This window comes from Mycolicibacterium arcueilense (genome assembly GCF_058536225.1).
Genome location: NZ_JBZTYL010000007.1, coordinates 1,098,742 through 1,118,676, shown reverse-complemented (window position 1 = coordinate 1,118,676; position 19,935 = coordinate 1,098,742). Strand labels below are relative to the sequence as shown.

Genomic DNA, 19,935 nt, shown 5'->3' with positions numbered 1-19,935 from the left:
GCGGGTACTCAGGTGGGGGTGATGGTCGGCGTCAGAGGTCACCGATGAGGAAAGTCGGCGTCAGCTTGCGTTCCGCAAGGCGCCAACGGCCATCGGTTCCGAGTCGGTACAGATCCTCGACGTCGCCGATGATCATGTGGGGCCGGGCAGACTCGCCGATGCTGCGGTAGATGGTCATGACAAGCGTTCCGCGTACCTGCTCCGGACCTTCACCGAGCAGCCGGATGTTGGTCACCACATGGCGAGACCGGATGTCACGGTTCTGAGCCCGCTCGCCCAGGTGTCGGCGGATGTCGACGATCCCGCTGGCGTCATGGGCTCCCGTCGAAAGCACGGCATCATCGGTGAACAGTTCTGCTGCCCGGTCGGCGTATCCGTGGTCGACGAGCCACGAGTACTCGGTGGACAGGGCCTCGATCGCGCGGCGTGTTTCGTCGTTCACAGGGGAATTGGGTTCGGTGTGCATGCCGGTACCGCTCATTTCGTACGGACGGCATCGAACCCGCCCGCTCCGGTGTCGGGCCGCTTACGCAGCTCGGATTCGGGGGTCCCGCTGTGGAATCGGCGTACGAAGTCGTCGGGATCGATCTCTACGCCGATCGGATTCTTCGGAAACTCGACGGCGAGAAAGGCATTGGTTTCTTCGATGGTGGCGAAGTTGTCAACTTGTAGTTCGATCTGATTGCCGTCCGGGTCCCGGTAGTAGAACGAGATGGTCGGGCCGTGGTTGATGGTCCAGTAAGGCTCGATCCCAAGCGATTTCAGCCGCTCGTAGGTCGCGACGAGATCACCCAGGGTGCCGTAGGTGAACGCGACATGCTCAAGTCCGACAGCCATGTCCGGCCGTTCCGCCAGGGTGGGCACGTTGGCGATCGCGACTCGGTGGTGTTCGTCGTCGTAAGTCATGAAACACAGTGCACCCGGAACCTCGAATGTCGGCCAGGCGCAGAGCACCGCTTGGTACCAAGCGAGCATCGCGTCGTATTGCGTGGTGCGCAGGACCACGTGCGCCAGCCGTGCCGGGCTGATGGACGCCGTGGTCTCCACGGTTTCCTGGGGAGCTTCCTGTGGCACTGCAACCTCCGATATTTGTTTACTTCATCATTTTTCTTGATAGGTTTATCAAACTAGATTGACGTGGACGGCTTCGTCAAGACCCGACGAAGCGCGCAACGCGGTGACGCACTGCGCGAATCACATGAAAGGCAAGAAGTCATGCACCTCTACCGAACGTCCCTGGGACTCGCACGCAACGACGGGGACGGCCTGCTGCTGCTCGATCTGCCGTATGCAGATATAGCGGCACTATTCGAGGCCGGTCCTACGCTGGCCTCGACCGCACCCATCCGCGCCCGTGTGACATTCGAAGATGTCAATGTGCTTGCGCCAGTGGCCAAGCCGTGCCGCTTCGTCGTCGTCGGACTGAACTATCGCGCACATGCGACCGAGACCGGGTTAGGGATTCCCGCCGAGCCGACATTCTTCTGCGTCGACGGCGGACCGGTGGCCGGCCCCGGCGACCAGATCATCCTTCCGCCGGCAGCACCAGACCATGTCGATTACGAGGGCGAGGTCGGCGTGGTGATCGCGCGCGCCGCATACAACGTCTCAGCCGAAGATGCTTGGGACTACGTCGGCGGGCTGACGTGCGTCAACGACGTATCGGCCCGGGATCTACAGGCGGCCGCCCTAGGCGAACCAGGCTCGGCCGGCCTTGGCCTCTCAAAGGCGATGGACACGTTCAAGCCGATCGGCCCCGCGGTGGTGACGATGGACTCGTTCTCCTTGCCGCTGGACATCGGTCTGACCACCAGAGTTAACGGCGAAGTTCAACAGCAAGGCAGGACAAGCGATTTAATATTCGACATTCCCACGCTCGTGTCGACGGTCTCAAGAATGGTCACCTTGCTACCAGGTGACGTGATCTGCACCGGGACGCCATCGGGCGTCGGCGCAGCAGCCGGCCGCTTCCTCCGGCCCGGGGACATCGTCGAAATCGAGATTGGGGGCATCGGCACGCTGAGCAATAGCGTTGCCACCCACTCACCCACCAGCGACCCAGGTCCCGCACCAGCGTGATCAACGGTGCTTGGTGGTCAGCAGTCCACCCAACAACAGATCGATCGTGACCCGTGTGTACGTCTCGACTGCGTCGGGATCCGCGGTATCGATGTCGTACATCCGCTCCATCAACGCGCCCGTCATGAAGAACGCCGATGCGCTGCCGATGATGAAGCGTGCGACGTACGGAATCGGGAGGTCGTCCCGGATTCGACCATCCTGCTGGCCGAGCTTGATCAACTTCGCGAGGTGCTCCTCCAACGGGGCGATGTAGGTGTCGGAGAGCCAGTGGACCCGCTCTGTCGCGAACTGCGATTCACTCGCGAGCAAGGGGGCGACGTTGGGATGTCGGGCCAGGAAGGAGATGTGCCGTCGAATCAGCACCTGCAGCGCCGAGACGGGGTCTAGCTCCTTGAGCTCATGATTGAGCTCCTGCTGCACCAACATCTCGTTGAAGGCCCTACCGACCGCCGCCCGCCAGAGATCGTCCTTTGAAGTGAAGTAATAGTGCATCAGCGGCTGCGCAACACCAGCGGCGCGCGCGACGGCAGACATGGACGTGCCTTCGTAGCCAGATCGAGCGAAACAGTCGATCGCCGTCTCCAAGATCACATCTCGGGTGTTGTTGGCGCCCCGCTGCGACGGTTCGGACGACTGCGCCGGTTTGCCGCCGCGGCCGCTCCGGCGTGACGCTGCAGCTGACATTCGAAGTTCCCTCCTCGGTTCCGACGTTCCCAGAATGGCAGAGCCGATGCCATGACGGCAGTTTGGCCCGCGCCAGAGGGAACGCTGGAGCACGTTGTTTACACAATCAATTTTATTTATTAGTCTATCAATCATGGAATCGTTGCGGGTCATCACCGTCGAGGAACACTTCCACCACCCCGAGGTCAGCGCGGAAGTTCGGGCGTTATCGGGACCGCTGCCGGTGGCGCCCGACGACGGATTCGCCACCTTCATTCAGGAAGAATTCATGCCCGATCGGGATTCGGCCGAACAACTCGGGGGCAACAGGCTTGCCCACATGGACCGGGCCGGGATCGACGTCCAAGTCGTGTCACACGGCGCATTCAGTCCGAACAACCTTGATCACCCTGAGGCTGTCGACCTCTGCCGGAAGGTCAATGACCGCCTGGCACAACAAATTTCAGAGCACCCGACGCGATTCCGCGGGTTCGCCACTATTCCCCTGCACGATCCCGCCGCTGCAGCAGATGAGATGAAGCGGTGCGTGAACGAACTCGGGTTCGTGGGAACCTTGATCACCGGAACCTGCGGCGGCCGATTCCTGGATGACGAACGCTTTGATCCCATCCTGGCCGCAGCCGAGGAGGTGGACCTTCCCATCTACGTGCACCCCGGGATGCCCGATGGTCCGGCATCAATCATTCCTTACGCCGGCAATTGGCCGGCCGCAGTGCATTTCACCTTCGCCACCCACGCCTTCGGATGGCACATGGAAGCGGGCATACACATCATCAGGCTCATCCTGTCCGGCGCGCTGGACCGGCATCCGAAGCTGAAACTACTGAGCGGTCACTGGGGCGAATTCGCCGCCGGATGGCTCGAGCGCCTCGACGGAACGTTCGCGAAGACCCGTTACCTCGAACGAACTGTGAGTGACTACTACCGCGACCACGTATGGGTCACGCCGTCAGGAATGTACAGCGGCAATCAGCTGCAGTACATCCTTGCCGAGGTCGGCGCCGACCGGATCATTCACTCCGAGGACTTTCCCTACCTCGTACGTGACGATGTGGCGGACTTCCTGGTCCAATCCGACCTCACCGATGACCAGCGCCATGCGATCGCTCACCGCAACGCAGAGCAGTTGATGCGAATGTGAATCTCGGCCACTAGCGCTCCCGAGCGCGGCGGGCGGAGGTGTAGGTCTGCTCGAGTTTGGCGACCGACCTTGCGAACTCCGCGCGCCGGCTCGGAGGCACAGCCTCAATCGCACACTGCTCGAGCGACGTCCACAGCCGTTCGAGAGGCTTGCGCAGCGCTAGGCCTTTGTCGGTCAGCCACACCTCTTTGGCGCGACGGTCATTGTCGGAAGCCGCCCGCGCCACCAGCTCGCTGAGCTGCATGCGCTTGATCGCCCGCGAGATCGTCGAGTGATCCACGCCGAGGGCCTGCTGTAGCTCTGATTGAGTCTGACCGTCCCGGTCGTAGAGCTGCATCAGGATGAGTTCCTGACCGGGATGCAAGCCCAGTTCCAACAGCATTTCCGACCCCCATCCGTGGAACGCGCGCGACAACGCGAAGATCCCGAAGGCGATCGGCGCCACCTTCACGGTCTCGGTGCGTCGAATGGCCTCGAGGTCTGGCGGATTCGGTCGCATCGTCATCTCCTGGAGTGAGCGGGGTCGCGAGGGTTGTTGGCAATATATGTGGCCAGCTACACGACTTATGGAATCAACACCACTTTCCCGAAATTCTTGCGGGCGGCCAGAATACGGTGCGCTTCGGGCGCGTCGGCAAAGGGCACGGCGGCGTGAACGACGGGCTGAATCGATCCGTCCGCCAGTTTGCGTTCGAGCGGTTCGAGCCATGACCGTAGCGACCCGCGTTCTTCCCAGAGCCCCATGATGTTCAGGCCCACCACCGTTTTTGACTCATCAAGTTGTTTCAGGAGGTTGAACCCGCGCATCATTGCCAGGGCCTGCGGCATCGCGGTACGAAGTGAACGCTGTTCGCCCCGCAGAAGCGACGATGCTCCGTAGGTGATGACACGGCCGCCGGGACGAAGCAGCCGGTAGGACCTTCGCAACGATGTTCCCCCGATGGCTTCGAGAATGACGTCGTAGGACGTCAGGCCCTCCCACCACCCGTCTTGACGGTAATCGATGGTGCGGTCGACCCCCAGATCGCGCAACCGGCCATGCTTCGACGGCGACGCGGTGCCGTGCACCTCCGCACCAGCAGCCTTCGCCAGCTGTACCGCCGCGATGCCCACGCCGCCGGCGGCAGCGTGGACGAGGACGCGCTGACCAGCGCGCAGATGCCCGGACCCGAACAGTCCCTCCCATGCCGTTGCGTAGTTGGTGAAGATCGCCCCGCCTTGTTCGAAACTCAGCTCGTCTGGCAGTACGGCAACGTCATCGGCACCGACATCGGCTATCTCGGCATAGCCTCCGTAACGCGTCCCCGCAAAGACTCGACGGCCCAGCAAGGCCGTGTCGACGCCCTCGCCCACCGCCTCGACGATTCCCGCCACGTCGAATCCGGGAACAAAGGGAATCTCGGGCGACACGGGATTGAGTCCTACGCGGTACAACGCGTCCGCGAAGTTCACACCGGCGGCTCGCACCGCGATACGGACGCTGCCCCTTTCAGGAGCCGGCGGATCAGGCCACTCCTGCAGTTGCAGGACCGATGGCCCGCCCTTTTTGGTGATCACTACTGCTCGCATGGCTCCTCCTGCTCGCCGACCCGCCGTCGATATGTGGCTAGACAATTATTGCCTAGCCACATAGTTACGTGGCTAGGCAAATAAATCAAGGCGGCAGAGGTTACATCTGAACCCGCGGCGTCAACTTGCGGGTACTCACCAACAGGTATTCCCACGGCATCCAAGAATCGGTGAGAAACCGGTCGCCGAGCGCAGCGATCTCGGCGTCGAGTGCCGCGACCCGATCGGCGTCACCGGCGATGGCCCGGTAGGCAGAGATCGTGGGGCCGTAGTTGGCCTTGAAATGATCACGGAATGCTGCGCCGTCGGGGTAAGCGGTGACGTCCAATTCCCTCCGTTCACAGGTCAACTCGCCGACCCGTTCGCCCAGCAGGGCGCGCACGTACTGTTCGTCGCCCCATCGGGGCGGCGGGGACACACCGGCAGGCGGCGCGGGCACGTACGGCTTCATGGTGGCGAACAACTGGCCGATGAATCCCTCCGGAGTCCACGAGATCAGGCCGATCCGGCCGCCCGGGCGCGTCACACGCAGCAGTTCATCCGCGGCCTGCTGATGGTGCGGAGCAAACATCACCCCGATACAGGAAAGCACCGTGTCGAACGAAGCGTCGGCATAGGGCAACGCCTCGGCGTTGGCCTCGGCCCAGTCGATGGTCAACCCGGCCTCCGCAGTCAACCGGCGTCCCTCGTCGACAAGCTCCGGACACAGGTCACTAGCCGTCACCCGCGCGCCCGTCGCGGCGGCGGGGATGGCGACGTTGCCGGTGCCGGCGGCCACGTCGAGTACGCGGTCACCGGGCCCGATGCCACTGGCGTCCACCAGGACGGGCCCCAGTGGACGCACGATGTGCGCGGCGATCGCCGCGTAGTCACCGAGCGCCCACAGCGCCCGGTGTTTGGCCTCAAGTTCCCTGTCGGAGGTCGTGACATTCATGGCGGGCTCCTCTCGCGGCGTGGCTTCATCGTCAACCCATACGGCCTGGGCAATCCAGTACCAGATCTGTAGCGGGCCGGGTTCTGGATCTGTACTGGCTTCGGAGCCTCGACAGCGGTGTACTTAGAAAGCCGTGCACTGTCCGGGGAGGGAAGACCGCCGATGTCGACGTATGGCCAGTTCTGTCCCGTGGCCAAGGCCATGGAATTGCTCGACGAACGCTGGACCTTGCTGGTGGTCCGGGAACTGCTGCGGGGCAGCGCGCACTTCAACGAGCTGCGTCGCGGGGTACCGAAGATGTCTCCCGCGCTGTTGTCCAAGCGGCTGAAGTCGCTGACCCGCGCCGGGGTGATCGAGCGTTCTGAGATCGATGGGCGGACGAGCTATTCGCTGACCCCGTGCGGGCAGGAACTCGCCGGGGTGGTGGACGCGCTCGGGTCGTGGGGGGTGCGGTGGATCGGTGAGCTCGGCGAGCAGGATCTCGATCCGCACCTGCTGATGTGGGACATGCGCCGCACCATCCCCATCGCCGACTGGCCGCGGTCGCGCACCACCGTCGCGTTCATCCTCGACGGCGTCGACCCCAAAGCGTCCAGGTGGTGGCTGACGGTGAGCGACGGGCAGGCCGACGTCTGCGATTTCGATCCTGGCTACGAGCTGGCCGGGACCGTGCAGGCCGACCTGCGCGCCCTGGTCGAGATCTGGCGCGGCGATGTCGGCTGGGCCCGGGCGGTGCTCGACGGCAGTGTCGCGTTGTCAGGATCCGCCGATGTTCGCCGGGCCATCCCGAGATGGCTGGGCCAGAGCACGGCGGCCGCCATTCCTCGGCCGGCTTGAGCGTCAGTCCAGGATGCGGCGGGCGACGTTGGTGGTGACCAGGTCCAGGAGTTCGTCGGCGCGCCCGGCCAGGATGGTGCGGATCGCGTAGAGCGAGAAGCCTTTTGCCTGTTCGACGGTGATCGCCGGAGGTATCGACAGCTCCTGACGTGCGGTATGTACGTCGACGAGTGCGGGGCCGTCGTGGGAGAAGGCATCGGTCAGGGCCCGTTCCAACTCACCCGGTTCGGTGACACGACGGCCGAACATTCCCATGGCCTGGGCCACCGCGGCGAAGTCCGGGTTGACCAGGTCGGTGCCGAACGTGACGATGCCGGCGGCCTTCATCTCCAGCTCGACGAAGTTCAGCGATGAGTTGTTGAACACGATCAGCTTCACCGGCAGCTTGTTCTGACTCAGCGTCACCAGCTCGCCGAAGAGCATGGTCAGTCCACCGTCGCCGGCCAACGCGACCACCTGCCGGCCCGGCAACGCGGTCTGCGCACCGATGGCGTGCGGGAGCGCGTTGGCCATGGTGCCGTGGTTGAACGACCCGATCAGCCTGCGGCGGCCGTTCATGGTCACGTATCGCGCCGCCCACACCACCGGAGACCCGACGTCACAGGTGAACACGGCATCGTCGGAGGCCAATCGGTTGGCCAGTGCGGCAACATATTCCGGCCGGATCGGGGTCTTGTCGCGGTCGTTGACGGCCAGTGAGTCGAGCGTGGCGCGGGTCTTGCGGTAGTGGCGTAGCGACCGGTCGAGGTGCTCACGAGTGGTCTTGGGCCGCAGCAGCGGTTGCAGCGCGGCCAGGGTGTCGGCGACGCTGCCGCGCAAGCCCAGATCGACCGGCGTCCGGCGGCCGAGGTTGCGACCACGGATGTCGACCTGGATGACGGTGGCGCCTTCTGGGTAGAACTGCTGATACGGAAAGTCGGTGCCCAGCATCAGTAGCGTGTCGGCCTCTTTGATGGCCTTGTACCCGGAGGCGAAGCCGAGCAGCCCGGTCATGCCCACGTCGAACGGGTTGTCGTACTCGATGAATTCCTTGCCGCGCAACGCATGGACGATCGGCGCCTGCAGCGTCGAGGCCAGCTCGATCAGCGCATCATGCGAACCGGCTACGCCCGCGCCGCCCAGGATCGTGACACGCTCGGCGGCGTTGAGGATGTCGGCGGCCCGACGCACCGACTCGTCGTCGGGACGCACGATCGATCGGGTCGGTCGCACCGGACACGTCGCCCAAGCGCTCTCCCCCGTGCGCTGCAGGAAGATCTCGCCGGGGATGACGACGACCGCGACGCCGTTGTCCTCGACGGCCGCTCGCATCGCCATCTCCAGGATGCGCGGCGCCATCTCGGGGGTGCTGACCAGTTCGCAGTAGACGCTGCACTCGCGGAAGAGATCCTGCGGGTGGGTTTCCTGGAAGTACTCCGACCCGATCTCGGTACGTGGAATGTGGGCGGCGATGGCCAGCACCGGGACCCGGCTGCGCTGCGCGTCGAACAGCCCGTTGATCAAGTGCAGATTGCCCGGGCCGCAACTGCCCGCGCACACCGCCAGCTGGCCGGTCAGTGCGGCGTCGGCGGCCGCGGCGAATGCGGCGGTCTCCTCGTGGCGGACGTGCTGCCAGGTGATCTCGCCGCTGCGCCGGATGGCGTCGGTGAATCCGTTGAGACTGTCACCGGGAAGGCCGTAGACCCGCCTTACCCCACTCAGTGTGAGTGCGGAGATGACTTGGTCTGCAATGGTCGCCATGACGCCTCCCGGTGTGGGTTCCGGCGTGATCGCTGACGCGGGGCGCGCCCTCGATCACGCCGGAATTCACTCTACTTGGGGGCGAAGCGCTGGCCGGCGTCCAGACGCAGGCACTGACCGTTGAGCATGGGGTTCTCGGCGATCGCGACGGCGAGTTTGGCGTACTCCTCGGGCTTGCCCAGGCGCTTCGGGAAAGCGGCGTCCTTGGTGAGCACCGCGGCGAACTCGTCGGGGATGCCCTCGGTCAGGCCGGTGGCGAACAGGCTCGGCGCGATGGCCAGCACCCGGATTCCCAGGCTGCCCAGGTCGCGCGCCATGGTCAGGCACATTCCGGCGATGGCAGCCTTGGACGCCGTGTAGGCGACCTGGCCGATCTGACCCTCGAACGCCGCGATGGAGGCGGTGTTGATGATGACGCCGCGCTCTTCGGCCTCTTCGTCGACCGGCTCGTTCTTGCTCATGTGCCAGGCGGCGAGCCGGCTGATGTTGAACGTGCCGATCAGGTTGAGGTCAATGGTGGAGCGGAACGAATCCAGGCTGTGCGGACCGTCCTTCTTGATGGTGCGCTCGCCGATGCCGCCGCCTGCGGTGGTCACGATGATGTGCAGGCCACCCAGGGCGGCCACGGCCTCTTCCAGCACCTTTTCGGTGCCGTCGAAGTCGGTGACGTCGACGGGGAAGAACGAGCCGCCGATCTCGTCGGCCACTTCCTGGCCCTTGGATTGCGGCCGGTCCAGCACAGCCACGCTGGCGCCGCGCTTGGCCAGTGTCTCAGCGGTCGCGCGGCCGAAGCCCGACGCGCCGCCGACGACGATAGCCTTCTTGCCTTCGATCTCCATCTAGCTTCCTTTCCAAAAATGACCGAAATCGTAAAGCAACCTATCCCATCAACCCTTCCCGTAAGCCTTTCGGGTTCGCTATTTTGGTCGCCCTGCACCGCGACCGTGCGTGTCTGTCCCCCGACACACCGCATATCGTCGGCATTTCGCGCACCCTCGCCGCGGACGAGCGTGCGTAAATCCCTCGACGCTGCCCGCCAGCCCGGTTAAGTTCGTCCGCCATGACCCCGGCAGAACTTTGGCGCGACCGACTCCGCGAGTCCCTGCTGTCGGCACGCAAGGCCCGCGACACCATCAGCACGGCCGCGATCCGGTCGGCGTTGAGCGCCATCGACAACGCCGAGACACCGCAGGCCGATCAGACCGATACCCGCATCGGCGGAACGATCGCCGGCGCGGTGTCGGGTGTCGGCTCCACGGAGGTGGCGCGCCGAGTGCTCAGCGACGAGGAGGTGCGCGACCTCATTCAGGCCGAGGTCGACGAACGACTCTCGGCGGCAAACGAATACATCGCCAACGGGCATCATGAACGGGCATCGGAGCTGCAGTCGGAGGCCGCGGTCCTGACTCGGGTGCTCGGCCAAGCGCCGGAGGTTGTCTGAGCTCCGTGGCACGCTGAGGGCGTGTTGCTCGCTGACGTCGCTGCCGCATCCGCCGACATCGCGGGATCCTCGGCGCGCCTGGCCAAGATCGACCGCATCGCCGCCCTGTTGTCGGTGGCCGCCACGGACGGGGACGGCCGCACGGTCGCGGTCACGGTGTCCTGGTTGTCCGGGGAACTCCCCCAACGCCAGATCGGGGTCGGTTGGGCGGCGTTGCGCTCGCTCCCGACGCCGGCGGAGATCCCTTCATTGACCGTCACCGGCGTCGACACTGCATTCACCGACATCAAAGGAATCGCGGGCAAGGGCTCTCAGGCGCTGCGCGCCGATTCAGTGCGCGACCTTTTCGCGGCGGCCACCGACACTGAGCAGACGTTCCTCCGGCGGCTCCTGGGCGGCGAGCTGCGGCAGGGCGCCCTGGCGGGCGTGATGGCCGACGCGGTGGCCCGAGCATCCGGTGTCCCGGCGGTCGAGGTCCGGCGGGCGGCGATGCTCGCCGGTGACCTGCCCGCGGTGGCCGCAGCGGCGCTCACCGGTGGCCGGGCCGCCCTGGCCGAGTTCAGTTTGCAGGTCGGCCGCCCGGTCGGGCCGATGCTCGCACAGACCGCGACCGGTGTCGCCGACGCGCTCGAACGGCTCGGCGGTACAGCGGTTCTCGAGGCCAAGCTGGACGGCGCGCGCGTACAGATCCACCGCAGCGGCTCGGAGGTCTCGGTCTATACCCGCAGCCTGGACGACGTCACCCACCGACTGCCCGAGGTGGTCGCGGCGACACTGGCACTTCCTGCCACCGATCTGATCGCCGATGCGGAGGCCATCGCGCTGCGGGTTGACGGGCGCCCGCAGCCGTTTCAGGTTACGGCCGCCCGGTTCGGCCGCAAGACCGCAAACGACCTCGAACCGCTGTCGGTGTTCTTCTTCGATCTGTTGCACATCGATGGCCAGGACCTGCTCGACCTGCCCACCGAGCAGCGGCTGACTGCACTCGATGCGCTGGTACCGCAGGACCGGCGCGTCGACCGCGTCGTCACCTCAGATGGCGCGGTCGCGCAGGACTTCCTGGACCGCACCCTGGCCGCCGGCCATGAGGGCGTGATGGCGAAGTCGCCGACGGCACCGTATGAGGCCGGCCGCCGCGGCGCCGGCTGGCTCAAGGTCAAACCGGTGCACACCCTGGATCTGGTGGTGCTGGCGGTGGAATGGGGGTCGGGCCGCCGCACCGGCAAGCTGTCCAACATCCATCTGGGCGCACGGGATCCGGACACCGGTGGGTTCGTGATGCTGGGCAAGACTTTCAAGGGCATGACCGACGCGATGCTGGCGTGGCAGACCGAGCGCTTCCGGGAACTGCAGGTCGACGACGACGGCTGGGTGGTCACCGTACGGCCCGAGCAGGTCGTCGAGATCGCCTTCGACGGCGTCCAGAGGTCGAGCCGCTACCCCGGCGGTGTCGCGCTGCGGTTCGCCAGGGTCCTGCGCTATCGCGACGACAAAACCCCGGACGAAGCCGACACGATCGACACCGTGCGCGCCTTCCTCACCTGACGCGGCGCCGTTCACCTGGTTAGGGTGCGGAAACCGGGATTCGATGCCGTGCGGTTTGGCTCGATGAAAAGATCACACCCGACGCGTACGACACTGGGCGAGCAAGGAGAGACCGTGGCAACACCGGATGCCCCACCGGCGGATCGCATCGAGGACCACGACGGCGACATCACCTATATCCGCACCGACAAAGACCTTCCGCCGGTGGCGATCATCGACCGCTCTCCGATCACCGTCAAACACAAGGCGATCTTCGCGACGGTCGCGGTGCTCGGCGCAGTCGCTTGGGCAGTCATCGCCTTCTTCCGCGGTGAGACCGTCAACGCGGTCTGGTTCGTGATCGCCGCGATCTGCACCTATGTGATCGGCTTCCGGTTCTACGCCCGGCTGATCGAGATGAAGATCGTCCGGCCGCGCGACGACAATGCCACCCCGGCAGAGCTTTTCGAGAACGGCACCGACTACATGCCGACCGACCGGCGCGTGCTGTTCGGTCATCACTTCGCCGCGATCGCCGGAGCGGGGCCGCTGGTCGGCCCGGTGCTGGCCATGCAGATGGGCTATCTGCCGGGGACCATCTGGATCATCATCGGCGCGGTGGTGGCCGGCTGCGTGCAGGACTATCTGGTGCTGTCCATCTCGGTGCGCCGCCGCGGCCGTTCGCTGGGGCAGATGGCACGCGACGAGCTCGGCGTGGTCGGTGGCGTGGCGGCGATCGTCGGCGTGCTGGTGATCATGGTGATCCTGTTGGCGGTGCTGGCCCTGGTGGTGGTCAACGCACTGGCCGAGAGCCCGTGGGGCGTGTTCTCGATCGCGATGACGATCCCGATCGCCATCTTCATGGGTCTGTATCTGCGTTTCTTCCGCCCCGGACGGGTGTCGGAGGTGTCCCTCATCGGCGTCGCGCTCCTGCTGCTCGCGGTGATCTCCGGCGGTTGGGTCGCCGAAACCGACTGGGGTGCTGACTGGTTCACGCTCTCCAAGGTCACCCTGTCGTGGTGCATCATCATCTACGGCCTGGCCGCTTCGGTGTTGCCGGTGTGGTTCCTGCTGGCCCCGCGCGATTACCTGTCGACGTTCATGAAGGTCGGCACCATCGCCCTGCTGGCCCTCGGCATCCTGATCGCCCGGCCGGTGATGCAGGCACCCGCGATCTCGCAGTTCGCCGCCAGTGGCACCGGCCCGGTGTTCGCCGGCTCGTTGTTCCCGTTCCTGTTCATCACCATCGCGTGCGGTGCACTGTCGGGCTTTCACGCGCTGATCTCCTCGGGCACCACGCCCAAGTTGCTGGAGAAGGAAAGCCAGATGCGGCTGATCGGCTACGGCGGCATGCTCACCGAATCGTTCGTCGCGATCATGGCCCTGATCACCGCCGCGATCCTCAACCAGCACCTGTATTTCGCGATCAATGCGCCGACGGCGGCCACCGGCACCACCGCGCAGACCGCGGCCGATTACGTCAACGGCCTTGGCCTGTCCGGTCAGCCCATGACGGCCCAGGAGATCACCGCGGCCGCCGACGGCGTCGGCGAGCAGTCGATCGTGTCGCGCACCGGCGGCGCCCCCACCCTGGCGTTCGGCATGTCCGAGGTGCTCCACCAGGTGTTCGGCGGAGAGAGCCTCAAGGCCTTCTGGTATCACTTCGCGATCATGTTCGAGGCGTTGTTCATCCTCACCACGGTCGACGCCGGCACCCGGGTGGCCCGGTTCATGCTGTCGGACGGCCTCGGCAATCTCGGTGGGCCGCTGAAGAAGTTGCGCGATCCCAGCTGGCGCGTCGGCGCGTGGGCCTGCTCGATCATCGTGGTCGCCGCGTGGGGTTCCATCCTGCTGATGGGTGTGACGGATCCGCTGGGCGGCATCAACACCTTGTTCCCGCTGTTCGGCATCGCGAATCAGCTGCTGGCCGCGATCGCGTTGACGGTGGTCACCGTTGTGGTGATCAAACGCGGCTTGGTGAAGTGGGCCTGGATACCGGGGCTTCCGTTGTTGTGGGACCTGACGGTGACGATGACGGCATCGTGGCAGAAGATCTTCTCCGCCGACCCGAAAGTCGGTTACTGGAAGCAGCATTCGCAATATGTCGCGGCCCAGGAGGCCGGAAAGTCGACGTTCGGCGCAGCGAAGACCCCCGATCAGATCGACGCCGTCATCCGCAACACCTTCATCCAGGGCACCCTGTCGGTGGTGTTCGCGGTACTGGTGCTGATCGTGTTCATCGCAGGGGTGGTGATGGCGCTGCAGGCGCTGCGCGGCGCCGCCAGGCCGCTGGCCGTGGATGAGGAGGTTCCGTCGCGAATCTTCGCCCCGTCGGGACTGATCCCCACCCAGGTCGAGAAGGAGGTGCAGAAGCAGTGGGACGCCTTACCCGGAGCACACGCCAGGCCGCACGCCACATCGGCTGGTACTGGTCAACATTGATGGGTGACAACCACTACCGGCGCTACGTAGCGCATCGGGAGCGGACGCACCCGGACCAGCCGGTGCTGTCCGAGCGCGACTATTGGAAGATGCGGCACCGCAACACGGAGGCCAATCCAGGGGCGCGCTGCTGCTGACCCGGCGAATCTGCTGATCGCCTGGCCCAGGAGGCGATGCACGGTCTAAACTGTTGCTATTACGGTAAGGCCGTCGTGAATGGAGCGCGTTCGTGAATAAAGACGACATGATCCTGATCAGCGTGGACGATCACATCGTCGAACCACCTGACATGTTCAAGAACCACCTGCCCAAGAAATACGCCGACGAGGCACCACGCCTGGTGCACAACCCCGACGGCAGCGACACCTGGCAGTTCCGCGACATCGTCATCCCCAACGTCGCGCTCAACGCGGTCGCCGGCCGCCCCAAAGAGGAGTACGGCCTCGAACCCCAGGGCCTCGACGAGATCCGCAAGGGCTGCTACAACGTCGACGAGCGGGTCAAGGACATGAACGCCGGCGGCATCCTCGGCTCCATCTGCTTCCCGTCTTTCCCGGGCTTCGCCGGAAGGCTGTTCGCCACCGAGGATCCCGAGTTCTCCCTGGCGCTGGTGCAGGCCTACAACGACTGGCACATCGACGAATGGTGTGGCGCCTACCCCGCTCGCTTCATCCCGATGGCACTTCCGGTGATCTGGGACGCCGAGGCGTGCGCCCAAGAGGTGCGCCGGGTGTCGAAGAAGGGCGTGCACGCCCTGACCTTCACCGAGAACCCGGCCGCCATGGGCTACCCGAGCTTCCACGACGACTACTGGACCCCGCTGTGGAAGGCGTTGTGCGATACCGACACCGTGCTCAACGTGCACATCGGATCGTCGGGCAAGCTGGCCATTACCGCCCCCGACGCGCCGCTGGACGTGATGATCACCCTGCAGCCGATGAACATCGTGCAAGCCGCCGCGGACCTGTTGTGGTCCAAGCCCATCAAGGATTACCCGGATCTCAGGATCGGGTTGTCCGAGGGCGGCACGGGCTGGATTCCATATTTCCTGGAGCGGGTCGACCGCACCTACGAGATGCACTCGACCTGGACGCATCAGAACTTCGGCGGCAAGCTGCCCAGCGAGGTGTTCCGTGAGCACTTCCTGACCTGCTTCATCTCCGATCCGGTCGGCGTGGCGTTGCGCGACAGGATCGGCATCGACAACATCAGTTGGGAAGCCGATTATCCACACAGCGACTCGATGTGGCCGGGAGCGCCCGAGGAACTGTGGGATGTGCTGACCGAGAACAACGTCCCCGACGACGAGATCAACAAGATGACGCATGAGAACGCCATGCGCTGGTACTCGTTCGATCCGTTCACCCACATCTCGCGGGAGCAGGCCACCGTCGGCGCTCTACGTAAAGCCGCTGAGGGCCACGATGTTTCGATTCAGGCGCTCAGTCACCACGAGCAGGGAACGCGCGGCGATGCGCTGCACGCGGCGGCCCGAGGCAACTCGGCTTCGGAGTAATTTCGCCGCCGACATAAACGAAAGGGCTGTTATCCCCCAGATAACAGCCCTTTCGTTGTTTTCGCGCACTACCGGAGCGTGTACCGCACCGGCAGGTGCTTGAGCCCGCCGACGAACGTGGTCGCGGTGTGCGCGGGAGAGCCGGCCAGCTCCATCGAATCCAGCCGTGGCACAAGCTCACTGAAGAAGCTGTTGATCTCCATGCGCGCCAGCGCCGCCCCGAGACAGAAGTGCACACCGTAGCCGAACGCCAGATGCTTGTTGGGATCGCGGCTGACGTCGAACCGGAACGGATCGGTGAACACTTCTTCGTCCCGGTTGCCGGACGGGTAGGCCAGGAGCACCGACTCCCCTGCTGCGATCGTGGTACCGCGCACCGTGGTGTCGACCGCGGCGGTGCGCATGAACGCCTTCACCGGCGTCACCCAACGGATCATCTCCTCGGTGGCCGTACCCATCAAGCCGGGATCGGCCTGCAATCGCGCCAACTGGTCAGGGTTTTCGATCAGGGCCTGCATACCGCCGGAGATCGTGGCACTCGTGGTGTCGTGTCCGGCGGCCGCCACGATCGCATAGTAGGACACCGTCTCGATGTCGTTGAGCGGCTCACCGTCGATGCGGGCGTTGGCAATTGCCGATGCCAGGTCGTCGGTGGGGTTCTCCCGCCGCGAGGCGGTCAGCGCGGTGAAGTACTGGAACATCTCCAGCAGGGCGGACATGGTGTCCCCGGAGTCGCGCTGGTATTCGTCATCGTCGCTGCCGAACAGCTCCTGCGTCAGCTTCAGCATCAGCGGGAAGTCGGCCTCGGGCACCCCGAGCAGGGACATGATCACGTACAGCGGATAGTTGACCGCCACTTCCTGGACGAAGTCGCATTCGCCACCGGCGGCCAGCATCTTGTCCACGTGGATCTTGGCCAGCTCGTCGACGCGTACCTTCAACGCCCGCATGGCTTTCGGGCGGAACCAGTCCGCCCCGATGGCCCGCATCACGCGGTGCTCGGGGTCATCCATGTGGATCAGGGTGCGCACCCCGACGGCAGCCTGGTTGTCGTCGTTCTCGGACGTCATCAGGACAGGGCGGGGCGAGTTGGTGAACACGTCGTTGGCGCGCTCGATGTCCATGATGTCGTTGTACTTGGTGATGGCCCAGAACGGCTTGTAGCCGGGCACCTCAACCCAGGACACCGGGGCGTTGGCCCGCAGGTGGGCCAGGTCCGCATGGAAGGCCGCCTCGTCGGCATACGCCGACGGATTGGCGAACTTCTTGGCGACCTCGTCGATCGTGCGGACGGTCATACGTTGCTCCTCACTGGCGGGCATTCGCGAAACTCCTGCAGCACCGCGTTGACGGTTTCCGGGGACACAGCGGCGGGAAAGCCTGGCAGCACGCGGTCGATGACGCCGTCGCAACGGCGCCGCAATGCCGCGGCCAGTTCGGGGATCGGCGCGACCACGGCGAACGTGTCGAGCACCTCGTCGTCGATGAGCTCGCCCATCGCGTCCCACTGGCCGGCCAACGACAGCCGGTGCAGATCGGTGTGCAGGTCACCCCAGCCGTGCAGCTCGAGGACTTTGCGGTACGCCGGTGTCGAACCGTAGAACGCGAGCTGTTTGCGGGTGGCGACCGACGCCGCGGCCATCTCCTGTTCGTCGGCGCCGGTGACGACGAAGACCGGGCAGGACAGCTCGAAGTCACCACGGTCGCGCCCGCGGCGGTCCATGCCGCGCTGCAACGCGGCCGCGGTCACCTCGTCCAGATAGCGCCGCGTGGTGAACGCGTGCGCCAGCAGCCCGTCGGCCACCTCACCGCACACCTCGGTCATCAGTTCACCGACGGCGGCGAGGAACACCTTGGGGAACGGCAGCGCCGACGGTTCTGGGGTGAACATCGGCGTCATAATCTTGTGGGTGTAGAACTCGCCCTCGAACCTCAACTTGGTGCCGTCGCGCCAACATTCCCAAATCGCCTGCAGCGCTTCGATGTACTCGCGCATCCGGCGCGCCGGGTGACTCCACGGCATGCTGAAACGCTTCTCGATGTGCGGCTGGATCTGGGTGCCCAGGCCAAGGATGAAGCGTCCACCCGAATAGGTCTGCAGATCCCAACCCAGCTGAGCCATGGTCATGGGATTGCGGGCGAAAGCCACCGCGATGCTGGTGCCGATCTGGATCCGTTCGGTGTGCTCGGCTGCGAGTGCGAGTGGCAGGAACGGGTCGTGATTGATCTCGCCCGTCCAGCACCCGTCGTAACCGCTCGCCTCGATCTCGCGTGCAAGGCCCGGGACATCGGCCATCCGACTGGGGACGCCTCGATCGATCTTGACGTCGCGGGGAACCGGGTCACTCATCGCCTGTACGCGCCTTTGCCACCGTGTCCGACCATGTGCAACCCGATCACCTCATCGACGCTACAGTAAGCAATTCAGTATGGTCAACGGCGGTACGCTGAGGCCCCTAGGGCACTGCGCGACGAGTGAGGACAGTGGCATGACAAGGACGCCGGCATGACGAACGACCCGGAGTGGAAGGAAACGCTCGAGGACCTGGCTCGTCGACGCGAGCACACCCACGGCATGGGTGGTCCCGAGCGGTTGGCCAAGCACCACGGCAAGGGCAAGCTCGACGCCCGTGCGCGGATCGCGCGGCTGCTGGATCCCGGCACTTTTCAGGAGTTCGGGACGCTGGTCGGGGGCGACATCGCCGCCGATGGCCTCGTCGCCGGCGCTGGCCGCATCGACGGCACACCGGTGGTGGTGGGCGCCGAGGACTTCACCACGCTGGCCGGCAGTATCGGCCCGGGCGGAAACGCCAAACGGTATCGGCTCGCCGAGTTGGCCTTGCGCAACAAGATTCCACTCGTGATGTTGTTGGAGGGAGCGGGTTTCCGCCCCAGCGGTGAGCATTACGGACGTACCCCGACCGATCTGATCGCCCAGGCGAAATGCTCGGGAAAGGTGCCCACCGTATCGGCGATCCTCGGCCCGTCCGCCGGCCACGGTGCCCTGGTGGCCCCGGTGTGCGACTTCAGCATCATGAGCCATCAAGGAGCGATCTTCACCGCCGGTCCCCCGGTGGTGAAAGAGTCCACCGGAGAGGACATTTCGAAGGAGGATCTCGGCGGCCCGAGCGTGGCACTGGCCAGCGGCGTGATCCACAACTACGCCGAGGACGACGAGACGGTCATCGACGACATCCGGCGCTACCTGTCGTATTTCCCGTCCAGCGCATGGTCGTACCCGCCGACGCGGCTTGCCGACGACACCGCAGACCCGAGACCCACCCCGGAGATTCTCGATATCGTGTCCCGCGACAACCGCCAGATCTACGACATGCGCGCCGTGATCGACGAGATCTTCGACCGGCCAGACTGGTTCGAGGTACAACCGAAATTCGGCCGCGCGATCATCTGTGCGCTGGCCCATCTGGGCGGCTATCCGGTCGCGGTGGTGGCCAACCAGCCACAGGTGATGGCCGGTTCGATCGATGCCGATGCCGCCGACAAGGCAGCGCATTTCATCACCGTGGCCGACTCGTTCCACCTGCCGATCGTGTTCCTCGCCGACAATCCCGGCATGCTGCCGGGCAGCCAGTCCGAACGCAGCGGCGTGCTGCGCAGCGGGGCGCGGATGTTCGCCGCCCAGACCGCCGCCACCACCCTCAAACTGCACGTGACGTTGCGCAAGGCTTTCGGCTTCGGCTCGATGGTCATGTCGCTGCTGGGTTTCGACGATCAGGTGGCCACGTTCGCCTATCCCGGCGCGACCATGGGGGCGATGGGTGCGGCGGCGCTCAGCGCCGCCACCCATGCCGGCGAGGATTACACCGAGGTGCTCAAGCGGATGGAACTCGAGGCATCGTTCCGGTCGGCAGGCCACCTCGGCTTCGACGAACTCATCTCCCCGGAGGAGACGCGGAACGCCCTGTTGGTCACCCTGCAGCACGGCATCTTCAGCCGTCAGGCAGTCGCCGAACCGGTGTCCCGCACCCTGATCACGCCATAACCCCTACCGGCGAGCAGTCCCC

The 19,935-nt window shown here is 65.1% G+C and carries 19 protein-coding genes; 9 read left to right on the top strand and 10 right to left on the bottom strand.

What is annotated here, in order from left to right:
* Nucleotides 1-31: 31 nt before the first annotated feature.
* Together AC4LGL_RS09605 and AC4LGL_RS09600 are read right to left on the bottom strand one after the other, a co-directional pair.
* On the bottom strand, nucleotides 32-442 hold the full coding sequence (locus AC4LGL_RS09605; protein WP_491838508.1) for a nuclear transport factor 2 family protein: 411 nt from the start codon (nucleotides 440-442) through the stop codon (nucleotides 32-34).
* A 35-nt stretch (nucleotides 443-477) separates the two neighbouring features.
* On the bottom strand, nucleotides 478-1,074 hold the full coding sequence (locus tag AC4LGL_RS09600) for a VOC family protein (protein ID WP_491838507.1): 597 nt from the start codon (nucleotides 1,072-1,074) through the stop codon (nucleotides 478-480).
* 63 nt (nucleotides 1,075-1,137) lie between these two features.
* On the opposite strand from AC4LGL_RS09600, the gene AC4LGL_RS09595 reads away from it, so the two are divergent.
* Entirely contained in the window at nucleotides 1,138-2,079 is a 942-nt protein-coding gene (locus tag AC4LGL_RS09595; RefSeq protein ID WP_491838506.1) for a fumarylacetoacetate hydrolase family protein, read from the top strand.
* Here the strand turns inward: AC4LGL_RS09595 and AC4LGL_RS09590 are convergent, their stop codons facing one another.
* On the bottom strand, nucleotides 2,080-2,667 hold the full coding sequence (locus AC4LGL_RS09590) for a TetR/AcrR family transcriptional regulator (protein ID WP_491838505.1): 588 nt from the start codon (nucleotides 2,665-2,667) through the stop codon (nucleotides 2,080-2,082). It abuts the gene before it with no gap.
* A 193-nt stretch (nucleotides 2,668-2,860) separates the two neighbouring features.
* Between AC4LGL_RS09590 and AC4LGL_RS09585 the strand changes: the two genes are divergently transcribed.
* Nucleotides 2,861-3,907 carry an amidohydrolase family protein gene (locus tag AC4LGL_RS09585; protein ID WP_491838504.1) on the top strand — a complete coding sequence of 349 codons (1,047 nt, stop codon included), beginning with the start codon at nucleotides 2,861-2,863 and terminating at the stop codon, nucleotides 3,905-3,907.
* Between the two features lie 10 nt (nucleotides 3,908-3,917).
* Here AC4LGL_RS09585 and AC4LGL_RS09580 read toward each other — a convergent pair whose 3' ends face one another.
* The 3 genes from AC4LGL_RS09580 to AC4LGL_RS09570 form a co-directional block, all read right to left on the bottom strand.
* Nucleotides 3,918-4,406 (bottom strand): MarR family winged helix-turn-helix transcriptional regulator, encoded by a 489-nt coding sequence (locus AC4LGL_RS09580; protein ID WP_157923431.1) that lies wholly within the window; start codon nucleotides 4,404-4,406, stop codon nucleotides 3,918-3,920.
* 65 nt (nucleotides 4,407-4,471) lie between these two features.
* Nucleotides 4,472-5,476, bottom strand: coding sequence for a zinc-binding dehydrogenase (locus AC4LGL_RS09575; RefSeq protein WP_491838503.1), 1,005 nt, complete (start codon nucleotides 5,474-5,476; stop codon nucleotides 4,472-4,474).
* A 100-nt stretch (nucleotides 5,477-5,576) separates the two neighbouring features.
* On the bottom strand, nucleotides 5,577-6,410 hold the full coding sequence (locus tag AC4LGL_RS09570; RefSeq protein WP_491838502.1) for a class I SAM-dependent methyltransferase: 834 nt from the start codon (nucleotides 6,408-6,410) through the stop codon (nucleotides 5,577-5,579).
* Nucleotides 6,411-6,572: 162 nt separating this feature from the next.
* Between AC4LGL_RS09570 and AC4LGL_RS09565 the strand changes: the two genes are divergently transcribed.
* The gene (locus AC4LGL_RS09565; protein WP_491838501.1) at nucleotides 6,573-7,247 is read left to right on the top strand and encodes a winged helix-turn-helix transcriptional regulator; all 675 of its coding nucleotides are present in this window, start codon (nucleotides 6,573-6,575) and stop codon (nucleotides 7,245-7,247) included.
* Nucleotides 7,248-7,250: 3 nt separating this feature from the next.
* Here the strand turns inward: AC4LGL_RS09565 and poxB are convergent, their stop codons facing one another.
* Both poxB and AC4LGL_RS09555 read right to left on the bottom strand, forming a co-directional pair.
* Nucleotides 7,251-8,987 (bottom strand): ubiquinone-dependent pyruvate dehydrogenase, encoded by a 1,737-nt coding sequence (gene poxB, locus AC4LGL_RS09560; protein ID WP_491838500.1) that lies wholly within the window; start codon nucleotides 8,985-8,987, stop codon nucleotides 7,251-7,253.
* Nucleotides 8,988-9,058: 71 nt separating this feature from the next.
* A complete protein-coding gene (locus AC4LGL_RS09555) occupies nucleotides 9,059-9,826 on the bottom strand; it encodes an SDR family NAD(P)-dependent oxidoreductase (RefSeq protein ID WP_491838499.1) in 768 nt (255 codons plus the stop codon).
* Nucleotides 9,827-10,047: 221 nt separating this feature from the next.
* On the opposite strand from AC4LGL_RS09555, the gene AC4LGL_RS09550 reads away from it, so the two are divergent.
* The 5 genes from AC4LGL_RS09550 (at nucleotide 10,048) to AC4LGL_RS09530 (ending at nucleotide 15,910) form a co-directional block, all read left to right on the top strand.
* Nucleotides 10,048-10,428 (top strand): GatB/YqeY domain-containing protein, encoded by a 381-nt coding sequence (locus AC4LGL_RS09550; protein ID WP_491838498.1) that lies wholly within the window; start codon nucleotides 10,048-10,050, stop codon nucleotides 10,426-10,428.
* 21 nt (nucleotides 10,429-10,449) lie between these two features.
* Nucleotides 10,450-11,973 carry an ATP-dependent DNA ligase gene (locus AC4LGL_RS09545; RefSeq protein ID WP_491838497.1) on the top strand — a complete coding sequence of 508 codons (1,524 nt, stop codon included), beginning with the start codon at nucleotides 10,450-10,452 and terminating at the stop codon, nucleotides 11,971-11,973.
* A 114-nt stretch (nucleotides 11,974-12,087) separates the two neighbouring features.
* On the top strand, nucleotides 12,088-14,394 hold the full coding sequence (locus AC4LGL_RS09540; RefSeq protein WP_491838496.1) for a carbon starvation CstA family protein: 2,307 nt from the start codon (nucleotides 12,088-12,090) through the stop codon (nucleotides 14,392-14,394).
* Entirely contained in the window at nucleotides 14,394-14,531 is a 138-nt protein-coding gene (locus AC4LGL_RS09535; RefSeq protein WP_491838495.1) for a CstA-like transporter-associated (seleno)protein, read from the top strand. The genes AC4LGL_RS09540 and AC4LGL_RS09535 overlap by 1 nt, the downstream gene beginning before the upstream one ends.
* A 92-nt stretch (nucleotides 14,532-14,623) precedes the next feature.
* Complete coding sequence (locus AC4LGL_RS09530) at nucleotides 14,624-15,910, top strand: amidohydrolase family protein (protein WP_491838494.1); 1,287 nt, start codon at nucleotides 14,624-14,626, stop codon at nucleotides 15,908-15,910.
* A 68-nt stretch (nucleotides 15,911-15,978) separates the two neighbouring features.
* Here AC4LGL_RS09530 and AC4LGL_RS09525 read toward each other — a convergent pair whose 3' ends face one another.
* Nucleotides 15,979-17,208 (bottom strand): cytochrome P450, encoded by a 1,230-nt coding sequence (locus AC4LGL_RS09525; RefSeq protein WP_491838493.1) that lies wholly within the window; start codon nucleotides 17,206-17,208, stop codon nucleotides 15,979-15,981.
* Nucleotides 17,205-18,260 carry an LLM class F420-dependent oxidoreductase gene (locus tag AC4LGL_RS09520; RefSeq protein WP_491838492.1) on the bottom strand — a complete coding sequence of 352 codons (1,056 nt, stop codon included), beginning with the start codon at nucleotides 18,258-18,260 and terminating at the stop codon, nucleotides 17,205-17,207. Before AC4LGL_RS09520 ends, AC4LGL_RS09525 begins: the two co-directional genes overlap by 4 nt.
* A 156-nt stretch (nucleotides 18,261-18,416) precedes the next feature.
* On the opposite strand from AC4LGL_RS09520, the gene AC4LGL_RS09515 reads away from it, so the two are divergent.
* Nucleotides 18,417-19,913, top strand: a complete 1,497-nt coding sequence (locus tag AC4LGL_RS09515; RefSeq protein WP_491838491.1) for an acyl-CoA carboxylase subunit beta — start codon at nucleotides 18,417-18,419, stop codon at nucleotides 19,911-19,913.
* Nucleotides 19,914-19,935: the final 22 nt, after the last annotated feature.

Coding starts and splice junctions, on each gene's coding strand:
- AC4LGL_RS09580 (WP_157923431.1), bottom strand. CDS start 4,406: ATGCGACCGAATCCGCCAGACCTCGAGGCCATTCGACGCACCGAGACC.
- AC4LGL_RS09575 (WP_491838503.1), bottom strand. CDS start 5,476: ATGCGAGCAGTAGTGATCACCAAAAAGGGCGGGCCATCGGTCCTGCAA.
- AC4LGL_RS09570 (WP_491838502.1), bottom strand. CDS start 6,410: ATGAATGTCACGACCTCCGACAGGGAACTTGAGGCCAAACACCGGGCG.
- AC4LGL_RS09565 (WP_491838501.1), top strand. CDS start 6,573: ATGTCGACGTATGGCCAGTTCTGTCCCGTGGCCAAGGCCATGGAATTG.
- poxB (WP_491838500.1), bottom strand. CDS start 8,987: ATGGCGACCATTGCAGACCAAGTCATCTCCGCACTCACACTGAGTGGG.
- AC4LGL_RS09555 (WP_491838499.1), bottom strand. CDS start 9,826: ATGGAGATCGAAGGCAAGAAGGCTATCGTCGTCGGCGGCGCGTCGGGC.
- AC4LGL_RS09550 (WP_491838498.1), top strand. CDS start 10,048: ATGACCCCGGCAGAACTTTGGCGCGACCGACTCCGCGAGTCCCTGCTG.
- AC4LGL_RS09535 (WP_491838495.1), top strand. CDS start 14,394: ATGGGTGACAACCACTACCGGCGCTACGTAGCGCATCGGGAGCGGACG.
- AC4LGL_RS09525 (WP_491838493.1), bottom strand. CDS start 17,208: ATGACCGTCCGCACGATCGACGAGGTCGCCAAGAAGTTCGCCAATCCG.
- AC4LGL_RS09520 (WP_491838492.1), bottom strand. CDS start 18,260: ATGAGTGACCCGGTTCCCCGCGACGTCAAGATCGATCGAGGCGTCCCC.
- AC4LGL_RS09515 (WP_491838491.1), top strand. CDS start 18,417: ATGACGAACGACCCGGAGTGGAAGGAAACGCTCGAGGACCTGGCTCGT.